General features: G+C 40.9%; 20 protein-coding genes, 1 tRNA gene and 1 riboswitch. Of the genes, 16 read left to right on the top strand and 5 right to left on the bottom strand.

Annotation, left to right across the window (positions count from 1 at the left end):
- The first annotated feature begins 2 nt into the window (after positions 1-2).
- Genes DOT_RS25360 through hgcB form a run of 3 tightly spaced genes read left to right on the top strand, consistent with a single transcriptional unit; the run spans position 3 to position 1768 of the window.
- Positions 3-416, top strand: a complete 414-nt coding sequence (locus tag DOT_RS25360) for an arsenate reductase ArsC (RefSeq protein WP_009624461.1) — start codon at positions 3-5, stop codon at positions 414-416.
- Between the two features lie 22 nt (positions 417-438).
- Entirely contained in the window at positions 439-1446 is a 1008-nt protein-coding gene (gene hgcA / locus DOT_RS25355) for a mercury methylation corrinoid protein HgcA (RefSeq protein ID WP_009624460.1), read from the top strand.
- 19 nt (positions 1447-1465) lie between these two features.
- Positions 1466-1768, top strand: a complete 303-nt coding sequence (hgcB, locus tag DOT_RS25350; RefSeq protein ID WP_009624459.1) for a mercury methylation ferredoxin HgcB — start codon at positions 1466-1468, stop codon at positions 1766-1768.
- Between the two features lie 134 nt (positions 1769-1902).
- On the opposite strand, the gene DOT_RS29185 is transcribed toward hgcB, so the two are convergent.
- The gene (locus DOT_RS29185; RefSeq protein ID WP_009624458.1) at positions 1903-4464 is read right to left on the bottom strand and encodes an HD domain-containing phosphohydrolase; all 2562 of its coding nucleotides are present in this window, start codon (positions 4462-4464) and stop codon (positions 1903-1905) included.
- 573 nt (positions 4465-5037) lie between these two features.
- On the opposite strand from DOT_RS29185, the gene DOT_RS25340 reads away from it, so the two are divergent.
- Positions 5038-5532, top strand: a complete 495-nt coding sequence (locus tag DOT_RS25340; RefSeq protein WP_009624457.1) for a ferritin family protein — start codon at positions 5038-5040, stop codon at positions 5530-5532.
- A 194-nt stretch (positions 5533-5726) separates the two neighbouring features.
- Here DOT_RS25340 and DOT_RS25335 read toward each other — a convergent pair whose 3' ends face one another.
- On the bottom strand, positions 5727-6956 hold the full coding sequence (locus tag DOT_RS25335) for an MFS transporter (protein WP_009624456.1): 1230 nt from the start codon (positions 6954-6956) through the stop codon (positions 5727-5729).
- Positions 6957-7103: 147 nt separating this feature from the next.
- On the opposite strand from DOT_RS25335, the gene DOT_RS25330 reads away from it, so the two are divergent.
- From DOT_RS25330 to DOT_RS25305, 6 genes are all read left to right on the top strand, one after another.
- On the top strand, positions 7104-7991 hold the full coding sequence (locus DOT_RS25330; RefSeq protein ID WP_040413487.1) for a LysR family transcriptional regulator: 888 nt from the start codon (positions 7104-7106) through the stop codon (positions 7989-7991).
- 321 nt (positions 7992-8312) lie between these two features.
- A complete protein-coding gene (locus DOT_RS25325) occupies positions 8313-8882 on the top strand; it encodes a hypothetical protein (protein WP_139024307.1) in 570 nt (189 codons plus the stop codon).
- 117 nt (positions 8883-8999) lie between these two features.
- Entirely contained in the window at positions 9000-10589 is a 1590-nt protein-coding gene (locus DOT_RS25320) for a substrate-binding domain-containing protein (RefSeq protein ID WP_009624453.1), read from the top strand.
- A gap of 99 nt (positions 10590-10688) precedes the next feature.
- Positions 10689-11405 (top strand): tRNA (guanosine(46)-N7)-methyltransferase TrmB, encoded by a 717-nt coding sequence (gene trmB / locus DOT_RS25315; protein WP_009624452.1) that lies wholly within the window; start codon positions 10689-10691, stop codon positions 11403-11405.
- Between the two features lie 46 nt (positions 11406-11451).
- Positions 11452-12057 carry a DUF1003 domain-containing protein gene (locus DOT_RS25310; RefSeq protein ID WP_009624451.1) on the top strand — a complete coding sequence of 202 codons (606 nt, stop codon included), beginning with the start codon at positions 11452-11454 and terminating at the stop codon, positions 12055-12057.
- A 280-nt stretch (positions 12058-12337) separates the two neighbouring features.
- Entirely contained in the window at positions 12338-12805 is a 468-nt protein-coding gene (locus DOT_RS25305) for a hypothetical protein (protein WP_009624450.1), read from the top strand.
- Between the two features lie 169 nt (positions 12806-12974).
- On the opposite strand, the gene DOT_RS25300 is transcribed toward DOT_RS25305, so the two are convergent.
- The gene (locus DOT_RS25300; RefSeq protein ID WP_009624449.1) at positions 12975-13793 is read right to left on the bottom strand and encodes a ParA family protein; all 819 of its coding nucleotides are present in this window, start codon (positions 13791-13793) and stop codon (positions 12975-12977) included.
- Positions 13794-14034: 241 nt separating this feature from the next.
- Between DOT_RS25300 and DOT_RS25295 the strand changes: the two genes are divergently transcribed.
- Positions 14035-14108: transfer RNA gene (locus DOT_RS25295), tRNA-Gly, on the top strand.
- 68 nt (positions 14109-14176) lie between these two features.
- Here DOT_RS25295 and DOT_RS25290 read toward each other — a convergent pair.
- Together DOT_RS25290 and DOT_RS25285 are read right to left on the bottom strand one after the other, a co-directional pair.
- Positions 14177-14596, bottom strand: coding sequence for a hypothetical protein (locus DOT_RS25290; protein ID WP_009624448.1), 420 nt, complete (start codon positions 14594-14596; stop codon positions 14177-14179).
- A 186-nt stretch (positions 14597-14782) separates the two neighbouring features.
- Positions 14783-15109: a DUF1992 domain-containing protein gene (locus DOT_RS25285; RefSeq protein WP_009624447.1), complete on the bottom strand. Its 327-nt coding sequence runs from the start codon at positions 15107-15109 to the stop codon at positions 14783-14785.
- A 158-nt stretch (positions 15110-15267) separates the two neighbouring features.
- Positions 15268-15374, top strand: a riboswitch (TPP riboswitch).
- Positions 15375-15512: 138 nt separating this feature from the next.
- Between DOT_RS25285 and DOT_RS25280 the strand changes: the two genes are divergently transcribed.
- The 5 genes from DOT_RS25280 (at position 15513) to DOT_RS25260 (ending at position 20693) form a co-directional block, all read left to right on the top strand.
- Positions 15513-15806, top strand: a complete 294-nt coding sequence (locus DOT_RS25280; RefSeq protein ID WP_009624446.1) for a thiamine-binding protein — start codon at positions 15513-15515, stop codon at positions 15804-15806.
- 4 nt (positions 15807-15810) lie between these two features.
- Positions 15811-16593 (top strand): ABC transporter permease, encoded by a 783-nt coding sequence (locus tag DOT_RS25275; RefSeq protein WP_009624445.1) that lies wholly within the window; start codon positions 15811-15813, stop codon positions 16591-16593.
- A 76-nt stretch (positions 16594-16669) separates the two neighbouring features.
- Entirely contained in the window at positions 16670-17698 is a 1029-nt protein-coding gene (locus tag DOT_RS25270) for an ABC transporter substrate-binding protein (protein ID WP_040413497.1), read from the top strand.
- Between the two features lie 3 nt (positions 17699-17701).
- Positions 17702-18451 (top strand): ABC transporter ATP-binding protein, encoded by a 750-nt coding sequence (locus DOT_RS25265; RefSeq protein ID WP_009624443.1) that lies wholly within the window; start codon positions 17702-17704, stop codon positions 18449-18451.
- Positions 18452-18461: 10 nt separating this feature from the next.
- Positions 18462-20693 carry an ATP-dependent helicase gene (locus tag DOT_RS25260; protein WP_242833912.1) on the top strand — a complete coding sequence of 744 codons (2232 nt, stop codon included), beginning with the start codon at positions 18462-18464 and terminating at the stop codon, positions 20691-20693.
- Positions 20694-20728 lie beyond the last annotated feature (35 nt).

The following is a 20728-nucleotide window of genomic DNA, read 5'->3' as shown; positions in this document are numbered from 1 at the left end:
TCATGAACAAATTAAAGGTCGCCTTCGTCTGTGTACACAATTCTTGCCGCTCACAGATGGCAGAAGCTTTAGGGAAAAAATTAGCTGAGAATATCTTTGAGTCATCATCAGCAGGTACGGAAACAAAACCTAATATCAATAAGGATGCTGTTCGAATTATGAAGCAACTTTATGATATTGATATGGAAAAAACACAGTTTTCAAAGCTTATTTCCGACATACCGCAGCCGGATATAGTTATTACTATGGGATGTAATGTAAATTGTCCATATTTGCCGTGCCAGCATAGAGAGGATTGGGGTCTTGAAGATCCAACAGGAAAAAGTGATGATGAGTTTAAAAAAACGGCAAGAATAATAGAACGTAAAATTCTAGAGCTTAAGGAAAAGATAATGACTAACCAGTTTGGTAGCTAATTCGTTAGAAGAGGTGTCAAGAATGGAAATTTCCACGAGAGAACTAAAAATTATGCCAACTTCATCTAAATTGACGTTTAATGACGTTGTAGGTACTTGGAAAGCCCGCTGGGGAATCAACCGAATGAACTATACCGTGGAACCTGGTCTTTATAGTGTGGGAAAACCCAATCGCAATTCGCCTGTCCTGGTTTCAGCTAATTATAAAATGAGCTTTGATAGCTTAAGAAAAGAATTGGATGGGGTAGAAGCTTGGATTCTAGTGCTCGATACTAAAGGCATCAATGTATGGTGTGCTGCAGGAAAAGGAACCTTTGGGACCCAAGAGCTTTTAAACCGTATTGCTGTAGTACAACTGGAGAAGGTTGTCTCCCACAGCACGGTTATTGTTCCACAATTGGGTGCACCGGGTATAAGTGCTCACGTGGTTGCCAAGTTTTCTGGTTTTAAAGTCGTTTATGGGCCAGTGAGAGCCAGAGACCTCAAAGAATTTATCCAATTAGGAATGAAGGCTACGCGAGAAATGCGGACGGTCAAGTTCACAACCTATGATCGCCTTGTTTTGACTCCAGTAGAACTTGTCGGTACTTTCAAAGTTTCTTTAATGATTTTCGGCGTACTCTTTTTGTTAAATCTTCTCGGTTTAGGGCCTTTCGGTCTCGTTGATTTTTACGGCTATATGGGCTCAGTCCTGGTAGGCTGTGTTTTAACCCCGGTTTTGCTGCCCTTGATTCCGGGCAGAGCTTTCGCTTGGAAAGGATGGATGTTGGGATTTATTTGGGCGATCATTGTTAACGTGCTTAATGGTTGGAATGAATGGACGGCTGTTCCTCAGTATAGTATTTTGAAAGCTTTAGGCTATATACTTATTCTTCCTTCTGTAGCGGCCTTTTTAGCGATGAACTTTACAGGCGCTTCAACGTTCACTTCATTTTCAGGGGTCTTGAAAGAGATGAGAAAAGCAGTTCCAGCGATAATTATCTCACTCGTCTTGGGGATCATTCTGCTATTGGTAAATAGCTTTATTTAACACTAAGGAGTTGTTAAAGATGACGAATCGATATTTGAAAGATGTTGCTACGTTGAAACTAAAGTCAGATCAATGTACGGGTTGTGGCAGGTGCCTCGAGGTTTGTCCGCATAATGTATTCTTAATAGAAGATAGAAAATCCGTCATTGCTGATAAAGATCGCTGTATGGAATGCGGTGCCTGCGTCAAAAACTGTCCGTTTAATGCTCTAGAAGTTAAGCCGGGGGTGGGTTGTGCCTTCGCGATTATTATGGGCTGGCTGACAGGAACAGAACCAAGCTGCGATTGTTCAGGTGGCAGCGGAGGCGGCGGCTGTTGTTAAGTATGAAGAAACTGGCCAGCTCAGAAATTCAAAGGAGGGAATTAATCTTATGAAAACAAAAGTGCTGTTTATTTGTATCCACAATTCGAAGAGTTTCTGAATTAAACAGTTAGTTCAACAGTTTATTTATTAGTTCACTGAACATGATGTTTTTGAACAACCTTGTTAATGAATAGTTTTACCAACTCTGGGTCGAACTGAATCCCGGCATTTTTCTGAAGTTCTGCAATTGCTACTTCATCAGGCAGAGCACCCCGATAACTTCTTACACTCGTCATCGCATCGTAGGCATCGGCAATGGCAATAATCCTGGGTTGAAGAGGCAGTTCCTCACCCTTTAACCCCTTTGGATAGCCTGAACCATCCCATCGTTCATGATGGGCTAACACGTATTCGGCCATTTCTGCCATACCATTGACTGTGCTCAGAATACGATATCCGATTTCAGGATGACGTTTGATTTCTTCCCACTCTTCATTTGTCAGTTTGCCGGGTTTATTGAGTATTTTTTCGTCGATTGCTATTTTGCCTATATCATGAAGTAAGCCGACGCTTTTTAGTTCCTGAATTTCTCCTTCAGGTAAACCAAGGGCCTCCCCCATACTTTGACAGAGCGTGGAAACTCGATGAGAGTGCTGCTCTTCTCGTTTGTTCTTTTCGTGAAGGGTTCGGATAATCGTTTTTATAGTCTTGCCACGCATACTCGGTCCTTCAAAAAGTTTCCTCTTGTACATATAATCTTCAGCTTTTTTAAATAGATCAAGAATATTTTCTGTTTCATAACGCTTTATTTCATAGCCGAAGGAAATCGATATTTCAATTGACCCCACTTTTTCCTGTGTAGCTAAAGCCTTGATTCGTTTGAGAATTTGCTCCGTTTCTGCAGCATCCGTATGGGGCAACAGAATGACGAATTCATCTCCTCCAAGACGGGCGATGATGTCATCTCGCCGGCAGCCATTACGCAGCACTTTGGCAACGTTTTTTAGGAGTTCATCACCGACGGCATGGCCAAAGGAATCATTAATTAGCTTAAGCCCGTTGACATCGGCCATGACAAGGGTCAAAGGATAATTCCTCTCGACATCAAGTCTTTTTAACTCTTCTTCAAAATAGCGTCGGTTGTAGAGACCGGTCAGTCGATCATGGAAGCTTAAATAAATAATTTTTTCTTCAGTAAGCTTGCGATCGGTCACATCTTGGATCATACCAATTAAACGAACCGCATTGACTGAGTGATCCAACTCGATTTTTCCAAACCCATGTACCCAGCGTTCTTCTCCATCATGAATTCGGACGATTTTATATTCATAATCGAAGCGTTGCTGGGCACCTTCCACCTGCATAAGGTAACTAGAAAATTGGGCCCGCCAATCCGGATGAATAATTCCCAGCCAACCTTCCACCGTGTGAGGATAAGCTGCATCAATCCCAAAGATCTCATGCAGTTCCGGTGAACACTTCCATTCTTTCGTTAAGAGATTCATTACATAACTACCCAAACGGGCTACTTTTTGTGATTCACTTAACAAAGTATTTTGTTGCTCTAATACGGCATTGAGCGTATCTAACTCACTCGTACGCAATTGTATCTTATCTTCAAGCTCCTCATTCAATTTTCTAATGTCTTCTTCAACTTTCTCACGTTTGACAATCTCTTCCTCAAGCATCGCATTGCTTTCTTCAAGCTCACTATTGAGATCTTCCAGCTGCATTGTTCTCTCGATGACTCTGCTTTCCAGCTGAGCATTTAACTCTCTAATTTCTGCTTCAACTTTTTGCCTGGCGCTGAGAGCATTTAAAAGCTCGCTGGTTTTTTGTTTGACCATTCGCTGAAGTGTTCTATTCCAGAGGAACAGCAACAATACCACCAGAAAAACTGCGACCCCAAAGATGATAATCAATCTGAATAGAGGAGCATCATAGAAGGGGATATTGGTCAGTCCAAACCACTTTTTATCTATGGCCTGATATTCATTCTCTGAAATCTTCGCAAAGCCGTTGTTAATTGTGGGTAGATACCCCGAATAACCTTTTTTGACGGCCCTATAAAATTGGCCAGTGTATAGTGGTGAACTTGAATACTTGAAATTATCTTGAATTCCCATTTTATACAGATAGTATAAGGCCGGGGGTTTTCCCATCGTAAATATCACGGCCTTGTGGTCCTTAGCTGCCTGGACCACAGCTTCGCTTGAATCATATTCTTCGATATTGGTAATGCCATGTTCCTTAAGAACATTGATACAGTTATCCCCTTTTTTAGCCGCTATTGTAAACCCCTTTAAAGAATCGACATCAGTAATCCCAGAAATATTTTTCTGAAAGAATATGGGAACATCAATCGTTGCATAGGGCTTTGAAAAATCATAGATCTGGGCTCTGTTTGAATTATAGGAGATCGTATCAATGACATCAAACTCGCCATGTAACATACTCTCATAGGCTTTATTCCAAGTCATCCCGGTGATATTCACTATTATCCCAGTCTTTTGCTCAAAAAGTTTCCATTGATCAATCGTGATTCCTTGTAAATTGCCCTGACTATCGCGAAAAGAGTAAGGAGGATAGTTGTCATCCATAACTACGCTGATCGTTTTTATTTCAGGAGGGGCTGCATAGACTCGGGTTGTAGATAGCAAGAATGCCAAACCTAGAATGCAGAACAATAAATATTTCCAACTTGCATTTTTCATGAACATAGCCTCCCTAGCTACCACAGCAACTCCACTTCATTTCGTCAGCTTGAGCCGATTCAAACGAAATATTGATCGCTGAAAAGACTCCGTCGGTCGGTTGCTCTGCTTGGACTCTTGAGTCCAATTATTATGCCTAAACTCCAAAAAACGACGTGAACCATTCTTTTCATTATTATTCTTTGCAATTTAGGTAAATCCTGCAATCATTTTTTAAAATACTTCTCGAACCGATAGTTATTGTTGCAACCAGTGTCCCGGCAAAAATAAGAGACGGAATTAATCCGTCATCTTACGTGTAATGTGCTATGAACTTCGAACTCTCTATTGAAAACACTTGTTGGCATAATGCGCTGGCCGTATAAAACGGTTTCTGACAGGAAGTGACGATATTGATCGTATATTCAACCAACAGTTAAATACTAATTAGTCTATCACGTTTCTTTATGGTATATTATATTTGTCAACGCCAATTAATCATTATGCGTAATGAAAAACTAGTCTAATTGCGACCAGATGAGGACTAGAGTCGCACAATGATTAGATCAAGAAATTATTATGGGAGGGAACTGTATGGAAAACCAAAAAACATTAGAGAATCTAATGGAAGCTTTTGCTGGAGAATCACAGGCTAATCGAAAATATATTGCTTACTCAAAAAAAGCGGAGGCAGATGGTAAAAAGAATGCTGCGAAGCTTTTCAAAGCGGCTTCAGATGCTGAAACTATTCATGCCCTTAAGCATTTCGAGGTTGCAGGTAAGATTATGTCAACAGTTGAAAACTTAAACGATGCAGTCAATGGAGAAAACCATGAATATCAAAGTATGTATCCGGAATTTTTGAAAGTAGCTGAAGAAGCGGGAAATAAAGCTGCCATAAGAACCTTTACATATGCCTTAAAGGCTGAAGAGGTGCATGCTAGACTTTACAAAGAAGCACTAGAAAATCTAGAACAAGAGGAAGAAGTATTCTACTATCTTTGTCCTGTTTGTGGAAACATTGAGAAAGTAGTACCCGAAAAATGTTTTATTTGCGGTACCTCGGGAACGAAATTCATCAAGTATTAAGATCTTTGCTTCAGTAACTTCGATAACTTCAGTAACGTGAAAAGCCCCTTGAGTTGTTAATCCACGAAATATGTAACCCAAAATCCCCACCTGTTTGACTAGGTGGGGATTTCTTTATTAAAGAACTTTACAATAGGAGACCTATCTATAAGGTCATTGGCAAGTTTTGCCTATGACCTTATAGCAATCAGACCTTAACAGTTTGCTTTCTGCAGGGTGAGGGTCGTCTTAGTATGCTGGTTAAAGGGAGATATGAAGTTCAGACGGATGGATAAGAGTAGAGCGCAGAGCAGGAAGCTTAAGATCATGCTGATGACGCCACCCCAACCAAGGGTTTCCCAGAAGGTTCCGCCAATTGTTCCTCCCGAGCTCGAACCTGCATAGTAGAAAAAAAGATAAAGAGATGACGCCTGCGCCTTATCGCGAATAGCCTGGCGTCCAACCCAACTGCTCGCTATGGAATGACTGCCAAAAAAGCCAAAGGTAAAAAGGGCAATACCAAGGATTTTAATTACTATAAGAGTGGTTAAAGTAAGACAGGCACCAAAGGCCATAATTAGTAAGCCAATTTTGAGCATTTTGTTTCGACCGTGCATATCAGCTCTGCGGCCCATCCAAGTGGAACTAAACGTGCCTACAATATATATTACGAAAATAAAACCAACTAACGTTTGACTAAGCGAATAAGGAGGAGCTATTAATTGATAGCCGATATAGTTATAAAGGGTAACAAAACTTCCCAAAACAAAGAAAGCAATACCATATAAGCAAAGCAAGCTAGGGTCTTTCAGTTGGTTAACCATTGATTTCGTTAATTTTCCAATATCAAACGGACGGGGTTGAAAATGTTCTGATGGAGGTAATAGGTACCAAAAGAGCAAGCTCGCCAAAACACTCAAAACCCCAACTGTGCCGAGCGCTACTCGCCAATTAAAGAAATCAGTAAGCATCCCAATAATAATACGACCACTCATACCCCCAACTGAGATCCCACTGACGTAGAGACCCATCGCGACTCCTAAGTCTGCTGGTTCAATTTCTTCACTGAGATAAGCCATGGCCACTGCAGGTAAACCCGCTAAAACGATTCCCTGAAGGATGCGGAATAGGAGAAGAACATGATAATTAGGGACAGAGGAGGTGAGAATGGCTAGTATAGAGGCTGAGATTAGAGAAAAGTTCATCAGAGGCTTACGTCCCTTTACTTCTGACAAGGAACCTACGAAAAGCATACTGATCGCAAGTGCTATCGTCGTTAGGGAAAGGGATAAGCTCGCAACAGCCGGGGAGATGTGAAACTCGCGCGAAAACTCTGGCAACAGAGGTTGTGTACTGTACATAATAGCAAACGTGTTGAAGCCACCAAAAAACATAGCTAAGGTCGTTTTACGAAAAGCTTTAGTGCCTTTCTTGATATAGGCCATTCTCTTTCACATCCAAACTAGATTTTCTTATATCGTACACCTTGACAGCTTATAACGTCTAATTTATAATTTGCATCAATCTAATGCATGTAGGTAATATGAATGACGGATATAAAATTTAATCTGAAACTGGAGAGGTTATTTTTCATGGAATGGACTCAGCTTCAATATTTCCAGACAGTAGCCCAGATGCAGCACTTTACGAATGCGGCAGAAGCACTTTCAATTTCCCAACCGGCTCTTAGTCGCTCGGTTGCCAGGCTAGAAGAGGAATTAGGGGTTCCTCTATTTGAAAGGCAAGGACGCACAGTTTCACTCAACACTTACGGCCAAATTTTTCTCAATCGTGTCAATCGCGCAATACAGGAAATTACGATCGGGCAACAAGAAATTCAAGATTTAGTAGATCCTCTAAAGGGAAGTGTTTCTTTGGGGTTTATCCATTCCCAAGGCTCTAATCTTGTGCCGGATTTACTTGGTTTATTTCGTAAAAACTTCCCGGACATACGATTTATGCTCTCTCAAAACGTGACGAATCAGATCTTGGATCAACTTGAGGCAGGAGAAATCGATTTTTGTTTTTGCTCTCAACCTTTTTCTCGGGAAAATATCCATTGGATCCAATTGTTGACCGAAGAAATTATACTTATTGTACCTAAGGAACATCCACACGCCAAACGAAGCACTGTTAATCTCCAAGAACTGTCGGAAGAACCGTTTATAACTTTTAAAACTGAACTGTCTCTAGGAGAGACTATTTATCGAATTTTTAAGGAGGCAGGGTTTTCGCCAAAAGTAACCTTTGAGGGAGAAGAGGTCGGAACCGTGGCGGGACTGGTTGCTGCCAAGCTCGGAATAGCCCTCATTCCGAAAATCAGAACCTTTGAGATGATGGGAATATCTCAAGTCCATGTTTCAGAACCTCAATGTCAACGGATTATTGGAATGGCTTGGGTGGAGGGGCGCTATGTATCCCCAGCAGCGAAACATTTTAAGGAATTTGTGTTGGAGCATTTTGAAAATGCCAATAGATAAAATTGGTTTATCTTCTAAGAAAAAAGATGAAAAAGAATAATTAACATCGAGAAAAGTAGCTATCTCATTTCGAGTTAGCTGCTTTTGTGCTGTGCTATAGCCAATTTTCAGTTGCCTTGAGCAGGGGAGCGGATGATGAAATAACGAGCTGTTTTCTAATCTATTTATCGATTAGAGCTCCGAAGGGTCAAATGACAGAACGATTATAAATATTGCAGATAGAACAATTATTGGCGGGATATGGGAAGGACTTAACAAAAATATGCAGAATTCATGAATATAGAAAAGAATATGTGCCATTTCAATTGATACAGGTTAGTGTTGCGATACGATGGTACAGGAGGATTTCGTCATAATCTGCTTCATCGTACACCAGGAAGGGATGACGTTGTGAAGAATAAAGACCGAGTCATATGGATCGGGTCATTAGTGATAATTTTATCCTTCTTCTTATTCACTGTTCTTCAATATCAAACTAAGTTAAGCAACACTGAGCAAAAGATAACTAGTTTATGTAACGACAATACTCAACTACTGCAACAACATAGAGATGATGCTATTCAGGCAGCGGAATTGAAGAGCGAGATTGAGAAATTAAAACTAGCCAATAATGACCAAGTAACAATGCTGGAATTGCAGCGTAAAGGATTCACTGGTCAGCTAAAAGACATCGTTGCAGACCTCAAGATGCATAGCGAGTTGATCCCCTATAAGGGCATTTTGGGTGGTGCAATGGGGTTTTATGATGACAACAACATATATGTTCTAACGAATAGGTGGGTATTCGCATGTTTTGAAGATGGACATATTTCAGGATGCATGCTATTAAGGTACGATATAAATAACGGAAGTATCTCATGGAAAGTGATTAATTCATACTTAGACGATTAAGGGCACAAGGAATATATTGAAATTTTCACAAGCTGAGTAGTCGAGGAGACATGCATTCTCCACACAAATCGAGCATTGTGTGAATTCTATAGGTGATAGAAAGTAGGAGGTTGAGAGATGTTACTACATAAAAAGTATCTGGGAAACTCTCTAGCAGCCCAGATGATTCTGATTCCTTTCTTGCTGACCATAGGGCTTTTCGTTGTTTCGTCGATCACTGATGGGCTAAGGTTATATGAGCACGGCAGGGATGCCGAAAATTTGATTCTTTTATTAATCGCCCTATTAGGTTCACTTACTGTGGGTGGTATAGTCGGATATAGTTTTGCGAGACTATCTAAGAATAAGCCTGATTTGGCAAAGGATAGGTATCTTCCGGCCTTGGTACCTATTCTTTATGCGCTGTTCTTTGCAATTCTTGCTTTAGTGCTCTCCGATGGAAATTTTAATTCCGGGTGGTGGGGAGTGTATCTATTTAAGAACCCAATGTTTTTTATTTTTGACATAGGCCTTTCTTTTTCAGGACTACATTTCATCATCCCCGTGGCTGAGCTCATGGGGTATTTGGGGTTTCTGGGGGGGATTATTTTATATGATGGGAGCACAAAGCTAGCATCAGGTAGTTCTCTAGCGAGAAACTTCAAAGCGGCCTTGGTCCTACTATGTATTTCAGTCATTACCTTTTCTGGTATAGCGACGAGAACTGTGATTGACAATGGTATGACGGAACTACTTTATGGAAAGTCGACGGTCGGGAGTGAGTTAACGGAATTTGATCTGATGGATAAAGCTCCGTTTAAGGATAACAACGGCCTCGCTAAGCTGGGGAAACCTGCTAGTTTACAATTTACAGAGCTCGATTCTATGCCACGTCTTGACGGTGCGACAGCTGCCTATCCGGTTTATGCGTCGTTTGTTGAAGCTGTCTATAAGGGATTGGGCGAATACTATCTAGCCAACAAAAAGAACAATGTGAAAGATGTATCGACTGCTTTTGTAGCAAGTGAGCATTTCCCGCTCGATTTAGTGAAGTGTTCTAGAACCAACGTGGCCTACGAGCGGTTAATAGCGGGGGAGACTGATCTTATTTTTGTTGCTGAGCCTTCAAAAGCTCAAGTTGAGGCGATTAAAGCCCGGGGGGATGAGTTCGTCTTAACTCCAATCGGGAGTGAAGCCTTTGTCTTTTTTACAAACTCTAAAAATCCAGTGGAGAATCTAACCATAAAACAGATCCAAGCTATCTACTCCGGAAAAATCACCCGTTGGAACGAAGTTGGTGGGCAATGGAATAAGATTCGGCCTTATCAACGCCCTGAAAACTCAGGGAGTCAAACGGTAATGCAAAATAAAGTGATGAAAGGTATCTCGATGATAGAACAAACAGAAGAAACGTATGCAGGAGGTATGGGTGAGATCATTAGTGAGGTCGCAAGTTATAAAAATGCTAAGAACGCGCTGGGATATACTTTTATGTATTACTCAACCGAGATGATTCGAAACAATCAGATTAAGTATCTGGCGATTGATGGTATTAAACCAACCCCTGAAACCGTGCGCAATAAAACTTATCCCTTTACAGTTCCTGTTTATGCTGTTACGTTAAAATCGAATAAGAAGGATAATGTCAGCCGCCTCCTTAAATGGGTCTTATCTGAGGAAGGCCAGAGTCTCATTGAAGAAACAGGCTACGTAAATAATGGAGTCTAGGATGTTTAGTGGTATAATCGAAAAATAGCAACTTGATTAGCGTCAATCAGAGATGAATGGCATCGTTGACATCTACGGTTAGAAGAGGAGAAAGTTCAAATGCGACTCAGGAAAAAGTGGTGGGCTAAGCCTGAATTGGAAAAAGATCACAAGGTCCTTTTTACTCCTACAGAGTACAAAGGGAAATGGAAGGAATTCTTTGGCAATGATCACCCAATCCATCTGGAATTGGGATGTGGTCGAGGTCGTTTTATCAACCAACTAGCGACCATGAATACAAATATCAACTACATTGCGCTTGATGCCCACAATGAACTTTTGGTTCATGTCTTAAGAAAAGCTAACGAAGCCCACTTGACAAATATAAAAATTATTCCAATTAATATTGAGAACATTGGAGGAATCTTTGCTCAAGATGAAATAGAGAAGATATATATTAACTTTTGCAATCCATGGCCCAACAAAAGACATCATAAAAGAAGGTTAACTCATCCAAATTTCCTTAGACTATATCAAACTTTTGCAAAGCAAGGATCAGAAATCTGGTTCAAGACTGACGATCAACTACTTTTTACAGATAGTCTGGGGTATTTCGAAGGTGCAGGTTTTAATGAACTATATAGGACGTATGACTTATATCAAAGCGATTTTCACGGGAATATTGTGACGGAATACGAAGAGAGGTTTTGTAAGCAAGGCATCAAAATAAAGTTCGGTAGGTTTAAAATTAATACTTATAACATTTTAGGCGATGCCGAAGAAATAGTATTACTGAGAGGTGGCTGCGAGGAAGGTCTAAAGCGGAATTTAATATAACTCAAAAGGATATAATTATACGGGATTATATTTTAGGAGTAAGAAAGTGAACGAAAATGAAACAGTAACCTCTCAAAGTGAATATGACGATATTTCGATATTTGAAGGCTTTGATATTCAAATCCATAAAAAAGATGTTCAACGAATTGATCGCTTAGTTGATGATTACGAGAAGAGTATTTTAAACCGTTTAGAGGAGGAATATACTAGTAAAACAACATTTCCTGATCGTCTGGCGGATCGTATTGCGCAATTCGGTGGCAGCTGGAAATTCATTCTTTGTTTTAGCGGTTTTTTAGTTATTTGGATAGTGTGGAATGTCCTGGTATTGACCAAGTCTCTTCACTTTGATGAGCCACCGTTTATTCTTTTGAACTTATGTTTGTCATTTCTTGCTGCCTTCCAAGCGCCAGTCATAATGATGAGCCAAAACCGGCAAACAGTGCGTGATAAACACGAGTCCGTTATCGATTTTGCCATTAATTACAAAGCAGAACTAGAAATCGATGATATTCAAAGTCACTTGCATCGTATTGAAGAGAATGGAAAGAAAAACTTACAGCAAATTAAATCTGAGTTTTTACAGATTGCACGACTCCTTGAATCAATCGAATCCAGGCTAGAGAATCAAACAAATAGGGATCAAAGATAGATTCATTGTTGTGCTTGCCATTCACATAAAAGATAATAGAATATTTTCATAAAAAATATGTGCATATACACTCATACAATTGTTGCTTCGGACAATTTTGCGTTGGTATTGCTAAGTTCAATGTGGTCAGCTTCGATCGTCGAAGGTAGGATATGATAAAATCAAGCGAGGTATCTTTTTAGTAGTTCTAGTATATGATGTGAATAAATGAGAGAAAACACTGGGGCTGTTTTGAAGAGTTAAGGGAATAATGCGCAGCAATTAATTAAGGGGTTGAGTTATGGGATACAATGTTGCAGATATCATTGATAAAGCCATTGATATTTCGATTCGAAGAAGAAAAATACATGAGAATATTGGGCAGGAAAAGTGTGATATCCTATCTATTAAAATAATGTCCAATGTTTTAATAAAAGAAATGGATAGAACTATTGAATATTATGAGGCACTGTTAAAAGAGATCAATGAGAAAGAATTTGAAGAGATTGATTTCTCAATATATGATAAGATGTCATTTCTAATTAATAATTTCAATAAGAGAATAGCTGTGGTAGAAATAACTAATGTCAGAGAGTATCTCAACTTTTCACTAGGTCTGGAGCAATCAGTTTATTCCTTATTAATGGATATACAAGGTAGATTTGTAAAGAATACAAACGACATTTATACTAAAACCTATAGAATTTTATCGGATATTATTGATAATAAGGCTAAACATATCGCAATGCTTGAAAAGGCTTTAGAATAATACTTGGTAGAATAAGATTTTAAGCAGCCATTCATTGTCGTTCGGTCTATTAGAAACTTAGTGAATTGATAATATGAGAAATGAGTTAAATCACATCTGAAAATGATGAGGAAGAAGCTAGTCAAGTTAGCTTCTTCCTCTGTTTAACCTTAGTAAACCATAACTTCACTCAAGCTATGGCAAATACCTCCTTAACAAAAGAAAGATACTCTGGTGCTTTGTTTATGTCAGGTTCACCGTGAGTCTGTGCTAATCCATGCCGTATGGCCCGTTTGATGACCGTGTCAAATACCTTTATGTCTGGGGTCTCAGCAAAACGTCTCCGTAGATCTTGGAGCATCACATTGTGAAGGTTAGTATGATCTTGGACCATTGTAGGCAATATGCCTAAAATATTTATTTTAGCACCTTGTTCTTGAATACTTTTAATCAGATAAATTGTATCGAAGATGCCATCAACGGATAGTCCCTCAGGAAGGGCAGGGATGATGATATCTGTAGAGGCTAACAGGGAATTCATCGTTGGTATGTCATTGCTCGGAGATGTATCAATTAGAATGTAATCGTACTGAGTTTTTATTTGCCCTAATGCGTTTTTCAAAAGGTATTTAGGGGCGGGGAATAGCTTAGAATTAAGATTGGTCATTACTTTTGGGCTAAGATTAGAAAGAGAATTGTTTGATAAGTACAGATCCACTCCAAATGCAGTCTGCTTGATATCTCTCATTTTTGCTTCGCCAATCAATACATCATAAATTGTTTTCCTTAAGTCAGCCTTCTTGATTCCGAACGAAAATGCAATGTGGCCTTGAGCATCCATGTCAATGACAGCGGTCTTGTATCCGAGACTAACTAACCCTACTGCCATGTTTGTGACAGTTGCCGTCTTGCCAACCCCGCCCTTCTGCGAGGCAACAGAAATAATTCGTGCAGTTTTGGAATTATTAGCATCATTAGCATTATTAGTAGTTTTAGAATGTCTAGCCATACGACAACAACCCCTTCTTAAATATGTATTGGTTTATTTTACCATATTATACCAAATGGGTAAATACTCAAGTTGATTAAGCATTGTATTTGATAGTCGGATGGAAGAGTATTGTGTTGGGATTTTGGGAAATGAGGCTAGACTTGGTAAAAATAATTCTTGACAGTACAAGCCGAAGAGTGGTAAACTATCAAAGCGTTAAAAAACACAAAACGTTAGAACAGCTGTCGACTTACAACATGCGGGTGTAGCTCAATGGTAGAGCACTAGCCTTCCAAGCTAGCTACGTGAGTTCGATTCTCATCACCCGCTCCATTATGTTTACAAACCGCACTTTCGGGTGCGGTTTTTCACATTTGTTCCTTTAGTTAGAGGGTTCGTCTTTACTCGACAGGCAACCTAGGTGATGCCAGTTGTGCTCTTTCATAGTCGCCTACTAATGCAATTAATCCGCCAACAAAGGAGGTCCAAATGCCAATTGTAAGCCAAATATTCGGAATTAGTGGTCCCTCCAGAGGTTCGTTTCGTAGGACCTTTTGTATTAGTAGCATAAGACGCATCGTTGTCGTGTTAGCAGCAATAAAACCTGCCAAGACTAAGAGAATGCGTCCAACTAAAGCGGCATCGTCGAGAGAAAAAGTTGGACGTAAATTTCTACCACTTAAATATGAAGTCAATATGATATTCTTAGAAGTATACGAGATAAAGATGAAGAGCGATAAACTGATAACTCCAATGAAAGACCCAAAAATCTCAAGATTTAATAAGTTTAAGGTAGTTAATCGGTCGTCTTGAACTACCACTTTACCATCTCCTAAACAAACTTTCGTACTATATAGGATATGCTTGTTTCAAGATTGTGGACACCCAGTGCTTGTTTATCTTGAGAATTTCTTATAGATGGAAGTCGACTCACTCATTGATCAGATATTTGAAAATTAGAAACATGTCTATCCCAGTAAGAATTAATTGAAATGACGAAAAGGCAGCTATTTTTTAAGTTTCCGTTGTTCCATTATTAAGTTGTAATTAATTTTGGCCTCATCAAGCTCTTTACGAAGAGTTGCTTTCTCATCTTGACTAGTGCAAACGGCTAATCGCTCACGTAGATTCTCGATGTCCTTTAACAGTTGCACCTCATTAGGTAAGAACCCATTATTCTTTAACAACATATATCCTGCTCGAATTCCTTCTGGAAGGCTTGCCCAGTAATCAAGATTGATTGGTTTGCCTTGTGATGGAAGGTTATCAAACTCGCCGTTTCTCATAGCTTCTTGAATTCTATCTTCAACAATTTTATCGAAAATGTTTAACATCAAGCTTCAGCTCCTTATTTGGGTATACCTGAATAAGTAATTTCATTATTACGACAAGGGTAGTCTTCCACATGGTTTTTCAATTTCCTGCTAAGAATGAGGGAGAAGTGGGAGCTTGCACAATTTACTCTCATATGCTATGTTTAAGAGCAGCACAAACTGAATATGACGGGAGCTTATAAAATAGGCTGAGAGGGTGGTTGAGTTACCACCGACCGAACCTGATCTGGATAATGCCAGCGGAGGGATGCAAGTGTAGACATTAAGGAAAACCGCGCATACCATGTGCGGTTTTTATATTTCTTCGTCTGAATTGACCAGACGTTAGTGCAGTAGATATCAAGCTAATTCAGTTAGAGTGCTGGAAGGACTACATAAGTAATTAGAAGGAGTGGTTAATACAATGGCCAAAATTATCATGGCTTTTCAGGTGCTGCCCAAAGTTGAAGATGCTCGGTTGTTCGAAGTGGTGGACGAAGCAATTGCTGTCGTAGCAGCCAGCGGTGTAAAGTATGAAGTAGGGCCGATGGAAACAACGATGGAAGGTGAACCCGATCAATTATGGGCCATCATCCGTGAAGCACAGGAGGCATGTGTTAAAGCTGGGGCTTCTCGTGTTATGACTTATATCAAAATGGATTATAACCCTGGTCGAACAACAATAGATGAAAAGATCCAAAAATACCGGGAGAAGTAAGGGCATGTCAGTACGATCGAGGCGGCTTCAGAAAAAATGGCGGGATGGTATTCCAACTCTCATATTTCTATTTCTATGTCTTGCCGTTTGGCAGATCAGTGTGGACTTTTTTAAGTTGCCTCTCTGGCTCATGCCATCGCCAGCAGCCGTTATAAAGGCCTTTTGGCGCACCCGAGAACTACTCTGGTCGCATACCTTGACAACCATTTGGGAAACAACCACCGGGTTTGTTCTTTCGATAGCTCTAAGCTTAGTGGCGGGGTTGGCTATGGTGCTTTCACCCATGGCGAAGCGCTTATTTTACCCGATGCTTATCGTATCTCAGACGGTACCCTTGATTGCTGTGGCCCCTCTTCTGATCCTATGGCTGGGATACGGCTTGCTGCCGAAGATTCTTACGGTTGTCATAGTGTGCTTTTTCCCAATAACGGTTAGCCTGATTGAAGGTTTGGAGGTGAGCGATAATGACTTGCTCAATCTCCTCAAGAGTATGGGGGCATCGCGCTGGCAAATGCTATATATGATTCGTTGGCCCAACGCATTGCCATCCTTCTTTGCCGGACTAAAGATAGCCGCGACTTACAGTGTCATGGGAGCTGTGATTGGAGAGTGGCTTGGCGCTAGTTCAGGTTTAGGGGTTTACTTAACACGATCGTCCCACTCATTTAGGACCGATCAGGTATTTGCTGCTATTGTGGCAATCACCTTGCTCAGCCTTTTTTACTTTGTACTAATTACGGGAATTAGGCGTCTGGCGTTGCCTTGGTTAAATACTAAGCAAGAGTGAGTTGCCAATTATAGTAGATGATTTTAGAAAATATTAAAGATTGGATTATTGAAAGGAAGTTTGATTTATGCAGATAATGAGAGCTAAAAAAATATTGAGCTTAACGTTAATGATCAGCCTGTGTGCTCTTCTCTTGGTTACCGGCTGTGGTACAAACTCTCAGGAGTCGGCAGAATCATCCCAAACACCAACTCCGTCCCCAGATAAAGTGACGATCATGTTGGACTGGACCCCTAACACAAATCATACCGGTCTTTATGTGGCCAAAGATAAAGGATACTTTAGCAAGAACGGCTTGGATGTTCAAATTGTTCCGCCGTCAAGCCAAGGTACAGTGGAGCAACTTGTAGCTACAGGTAAAGCGGATTTTGGAATTAGCGCCCAAGAACAGGTCACGGATGCCCGTGGACAAGGTTTGCCTTTAGTCTCTATTGCGACGATTTTGCAACATAACACCTCTGGATTCGCTTCGTTGGCAGATAAGAGTATTCACACGGCCAAGGACTTTGCAGGCAAGACGTATGGTGGGTGGGGGCTCCCATCAGAGACTGCGACAATCAAAGCTTTAATGGACAAGGAAAAGGCGGATTTCAGTAAAGTCAAAATGATAAATATTGGGGACGCTGATCCGGTCGTAAGTATGGCTAAGGGAGATATAGATTTGACCTGGATTTTTTACGGCTGGGAAGGGATTCAAGCTGAGCTGTCCGGAACACCACTCAATATGATCTGGCTTAAGGATATTAACTCTGCTTTAGATGATTATACCCCTGTCTTCGTCACGAACGAAAAAATGATTCAAGAAAAACCAGATGTAATCCGACGCTTCACGAAAGCAGTCAGTGAAGGATACCAATATGCGATTAACAACCCGGATGATGCAGCCAACATTCTGATCAAGAATGCTCCGGAAGCGGACCCGCAATTGATTAAGAAAAGCCAGGCGTGGCTTAGCCCTCAATATCAGGCGGACGCCTTGCAATGGGGAGTACAGAAAGCCTCAGTGTGGCATGATTATACCCAATGGATGTTCGACCAAAAGTTGATAGACAAAATGATCGACACCGACAAGGCGTTCACTAACGACTTCTTGCCCAAGGCTTAGACGATGGCCTTAGAACTAAGAAAATTATCGTTGTCGTATCCAGGGGCTGGGGACTCTGCACTGGACGTATTGGTGGATATTAATTTAAAGATCGGAACTGGAACGTTTGTTTCCCTAATCGGTCCTTCCGGGTGTGGCAAAAGTTCAATCTGCAACTTGATTGCAGGCGTGGAAAAATCAGCTCAGGGGCAGATCTTGCTCGATGGTCGATCAATTCTCGGTCTGCCAGGTCAAGTGGGCTATATGCCGCAAAAGGATTTGCTTTTACCTTGGCGCACGTTGCTGGACAATGTAGCTTTGGGTAACGATATCCGCCGAGAAGACAAACGCGAGTCTAGGGAAAATGCACGACGCTGGCTCAATCGTTTTGGTTTGGGCAAGTTTACGGAGCATTACCCCCACCAGCTTTCTGGTGGTATGCGGCAACGAGGAGCACTTCTGCGCACGTTCCTCTTTGGACAGAACACATTGATTCTAGATGAACCGTTTGGAGCACTGGATGCTTTGACTCGACGAGAAATGCAGGAATGGCTTCTTAATGTGTGGAGCCAAAGCAGCCCAACGGTTGTCTTCATTACCCATGATATTGAAGAAGCTATCCTGTTGTCAGACGAAATTGTTGTCTTAAGCCGGCGACCCGCTCACATTCTGGAGAGGATCACGATTCCTTTCTCCAGGCCTCGTAAGCCAGATATCCTGTTTTCCAGCGAGGTACTTGTGGTAAAAAAGCGCTTGCTGGACTTGCTGCGTTAGAGGTCAAAAGTTGAAGGGGATCAATCATTTTGTTCAGGTGACCATGAACAGAGTTCCTGTTATAATGTATAAGGACAAACATAGTGGGGGACTTAAGTTGATTCACGAGCAGGGTTTCTTTGAAAAGATCAAAGCCAGAGGCATTAATTTAACGGAACAGCAAAAACGGGCCGTGATTCATAACCGAGGCCCTCTTTTGCTATTAGCTGTTCCTGGTGCAGGGAAGACGACTGTCCTGACCGTTCGCTTAGCCTACTTGATTCTTGTGGAAAACGTAGATCCTCGAACGATTCTTTGTCTCACTTTCGGGCGGGCAGCTGCCAAGGAAATGAACGAACGGTTTGTTAACAACTTTGGGGCAATGGTAGGCGGTCAAACCGAAGGCCGAGGAGAAATCCGATTTTCAACGATTCACAGTTTTGCCTATGAAGTAGTTCGGTCAGCCTTTCGTCAAAAAGGTACTCGGTTTGAGATTATGGAGGAACAAACAGGCCCTGACAGTAAGAACGGAGTTCTACGTCGAATCTATGATAAGCATAATGCTTCAATCATCACGGACGAACAACTAGAGGGCTTGCAGAACACCATTTGTTATGTAAAAAATACTTTAAGACAGCCCGAAGAGTTTAATGAACAGGACATTAAAAACTTCTCATTAATTTATAACGACTATGAAGCGTATAAGAAAAATAACCAGCCCAGGCTGATCGATTATGATGATATGCTTTCCATCGCGTTTCAAGAGTTAAAAGAAAACCCTAAACTCCTTGAGGGTTATCGCCAGCGCTTTGACTATATTCTAACAGATGAGAGTCAAGACACCTCTCTTCTCCAGCACAAAATCATCGAACTCATCGTTCAACCCAAAGGGAATCTTTTTGTAGTTGGAGATGATGACCAGAGTATCTTTGGGTTTCGAGCGGCCGAGCCAGACTATTTATTAAAGTTCGAACAAACCTACCCTAAAGCGCAGATTCTGCGTATGGAACAAAACTTCCGGTCTACTCCGCAAATTGTGGATGTGTCCTGTCGGTTTATCCGTTCCAATAAGCTGCGTTTTGATAAAGAAATGTTCACAAGGAACGCCAAGGGAGACAGCTTGCAAATAGGGCATTTTAAAGGACTAAGAGAACAACAGCAATTTTTGATTCAGAAACTGAGGTGCGAAAAAGATTTATCTGGAGTAGGAGTGCTTTACCGCAATAATCTATCGGCGATCTATTTGGCAGAAGAGTTAAGTAGGGCTAATATTCCTTTTTATATGAGAGAAGCTGGTAAACAGAGATTTTTTTCGCATTGGGTCATTCATGATGTTCTAAACTTCCTGCGCTTTTCGTTTAGCGATAAAAGCTTGCCTACCTTGGAGAAAATTTGGTCTAAGCTTAGTTGTCATATTCGAAAGCAACAACTTGAATATCTTAAGCAAAGAACCATTGATTGTTCAATCTTTGAAATCTTAGCTGAACAACCGGAGGTTACCTCAAAGCGCAAAAATGAGTATTTGGAACTTAAGAAACAATTTAAGGAACTCAATACTCTGCCTCCCGCAAAGGCAATCGGTTTTATTCGCAACCAGTTGGCGTATGATAAAGCGGTTGAGCAAATTTGTGACTCGTTAGGTTTTTCTGAAGAGTACATCGGAAGTTTATTGGACCTTCTAATTTCAATTGCTCAAAATGAATCGACAATAGTGGACTTTGCTAATCGTTTAACTTACCTTGAAGAACAGATGATGTCTTCTTATAAAAATAAGCACAGTAATGCAGTGACCCTTTCAACGATCCATTCGGCTAAGGGTTTAGAATGGGACCAGGTCTATTTAGTTGACCTGGTCGAAGGGGTTATTCCTGAGAGGGAGGCTATTAAGACCGACCAAAGCGGGCAGAAAGAAGCATTAGAAGAGGAAAGGCGCCTTTTCTATGTAGGGATGACGAGGGCCAAACGGCGTTTAACCTTATGTTCAGTGGATTATTATCATAATAAACGCGTCAAAGCTTCCCGTTTTGTTCGCGAAGTAACCCTGGTTATGGAAGGGAAAAAGCCGGGAGAGGTTATCAGAAAAGAAGCATCGACCCCGCAGAGCGATTTAGTAGCAGGTTTAGTGATCCAACACAAAGCCTTTGGAGAGGGAGTAATTGCTAAAGAGGATGGGAATGTAATTATGGTTCGTTTTAAGGATGGGTCTCAGCGTACCTTCCTAAAAGATATCTGTGAAAAACAAAACCTGATCTGGGCGGTTTAACCCCAGCGAGCGCTGAACCAGCCAAAGCATCCAGG

It is taken from the genome of Desulfosporosinus sp. OT (genome assembly GCF_000224515.1).
Taxonomy (GTDB): Bacteria; Bacillota; Desulfitobacteriia; order Desulfitobacteriales; family Desulfitobacteriaceae; genus Desulfosporosinus.
Note: the sequence above shows the minus strand (reverse complement) of the source record. Positions and strands in the feature narration are given on the sequence as shown.

Bases quoted from the DNA above. Each gene is read 5' to 3' on its own strand.
- DOT_RS25360 (WP_009624461.1), top strand. From the start codon at position 3: ATGAACAAATTAAAGGTCGCCTTCGTCTGTGTACACAATTCTTGCCGC.
- hgcA (WP_009624460.1), top strand. From the start codon at position 439: ATGGAAATTTCCACGAGAGAACTAAAAATTATGCCAACTTCATCTAAA.
- hgcB (WP_009624459.1), top strand. From the start codon at position 1,466: ATGACGAATCGATATTTGAAAGATGTTGCTACGTTGAAACTAAAGTCA.
- DOT_RS29185 (WP_009624458.1), bottom strand. From the start codon at position 4,464: ATGAAAAATGCAAGTTGGAAATATTTATTGTTCTGCATTCTAGGTTTG.
- DOT_RS25340 (WP_009624457.1), top strand. From the start codon at position 5,038: ATGGAAAACCAAAAAACATTAGAGAATCTAATGGAAGCTTTTGCTGGA.
- DOT_RS25335 (WP_009624456.1), bottom strand. From the start codon at position 6,956: ATGGCCTATATCAAGAAAGGCACTAAAGCTTTTCGTAAAACGACCTTA.
- DOT_RS25330 (WP_040413487.1), top strand. From the start codon at position 7,104: ATGGAATGGACTCAGCTTCAATATTTCCAGACAGTAGCCCAGATGCAG.
- DOT_RS25320 (WP_009624453.1), top strand. From the start codon at position 9,000: ATGTTACTACATAAAAAGTATCTGGGAAACTCTCTAGCAGCCCAGATG.
- trmB (WP_009624452.1), top strand. From the start codon at position 10,689: ATGCGACTCAGGAAAAAGTGGTGGGCTAAGCCTGAATTGGAAAAAGAT.
- DOT_RS25305 (WP_009624450.1), top strand. From the start codon at position 12,338: ATGGGATACAATGTTGCAGATATCATTGATAAAGCCATTGATATTTCG.
- DOT_RS25300 (WP_009624449.1), bottom strand. From the start codon at position 13,793: ATGGCTAGACATTCTAAAACTACTAATAATGCTAATGATGCTAATAAT.
- DOT_RS25285 (WP_009624447.1), bottom strand. From the start codon at position 15,109: ATGTTAAACATTTTCGATAAAATTGTTGAAGATAGAATTCAAGAAGCT.
- DOT_RS25280 (WP_009624446.1), top strand. From the start codon at position 15,513: ATGGCCAAAATTATCATGGCTTTTCAGGTGCTGCCCAAAGTTGAAGAT.
- DOT_RS25275 (WP_009624445.1), top strand. From the start codon at position 15,811: ATGTCAGTACGATCGAGGCGGCTTCAGAAAAAATGGCGGGATGGTATT.
- DOT_RS25270 (WP_040413497.1), top strand. From the start codon at position 16,670: ATGAGAGCTAAAAAAATATTGAGCTTAACGTTAATGATCAGCCTGTGT.
- DOT_RS25265 (WP_009624443.1), top strand. From the start codon at position 17,702: ATGGCCTTAGAACTAAGAAAATTATCGTTGTCGTATCCAGGGGCTGGG.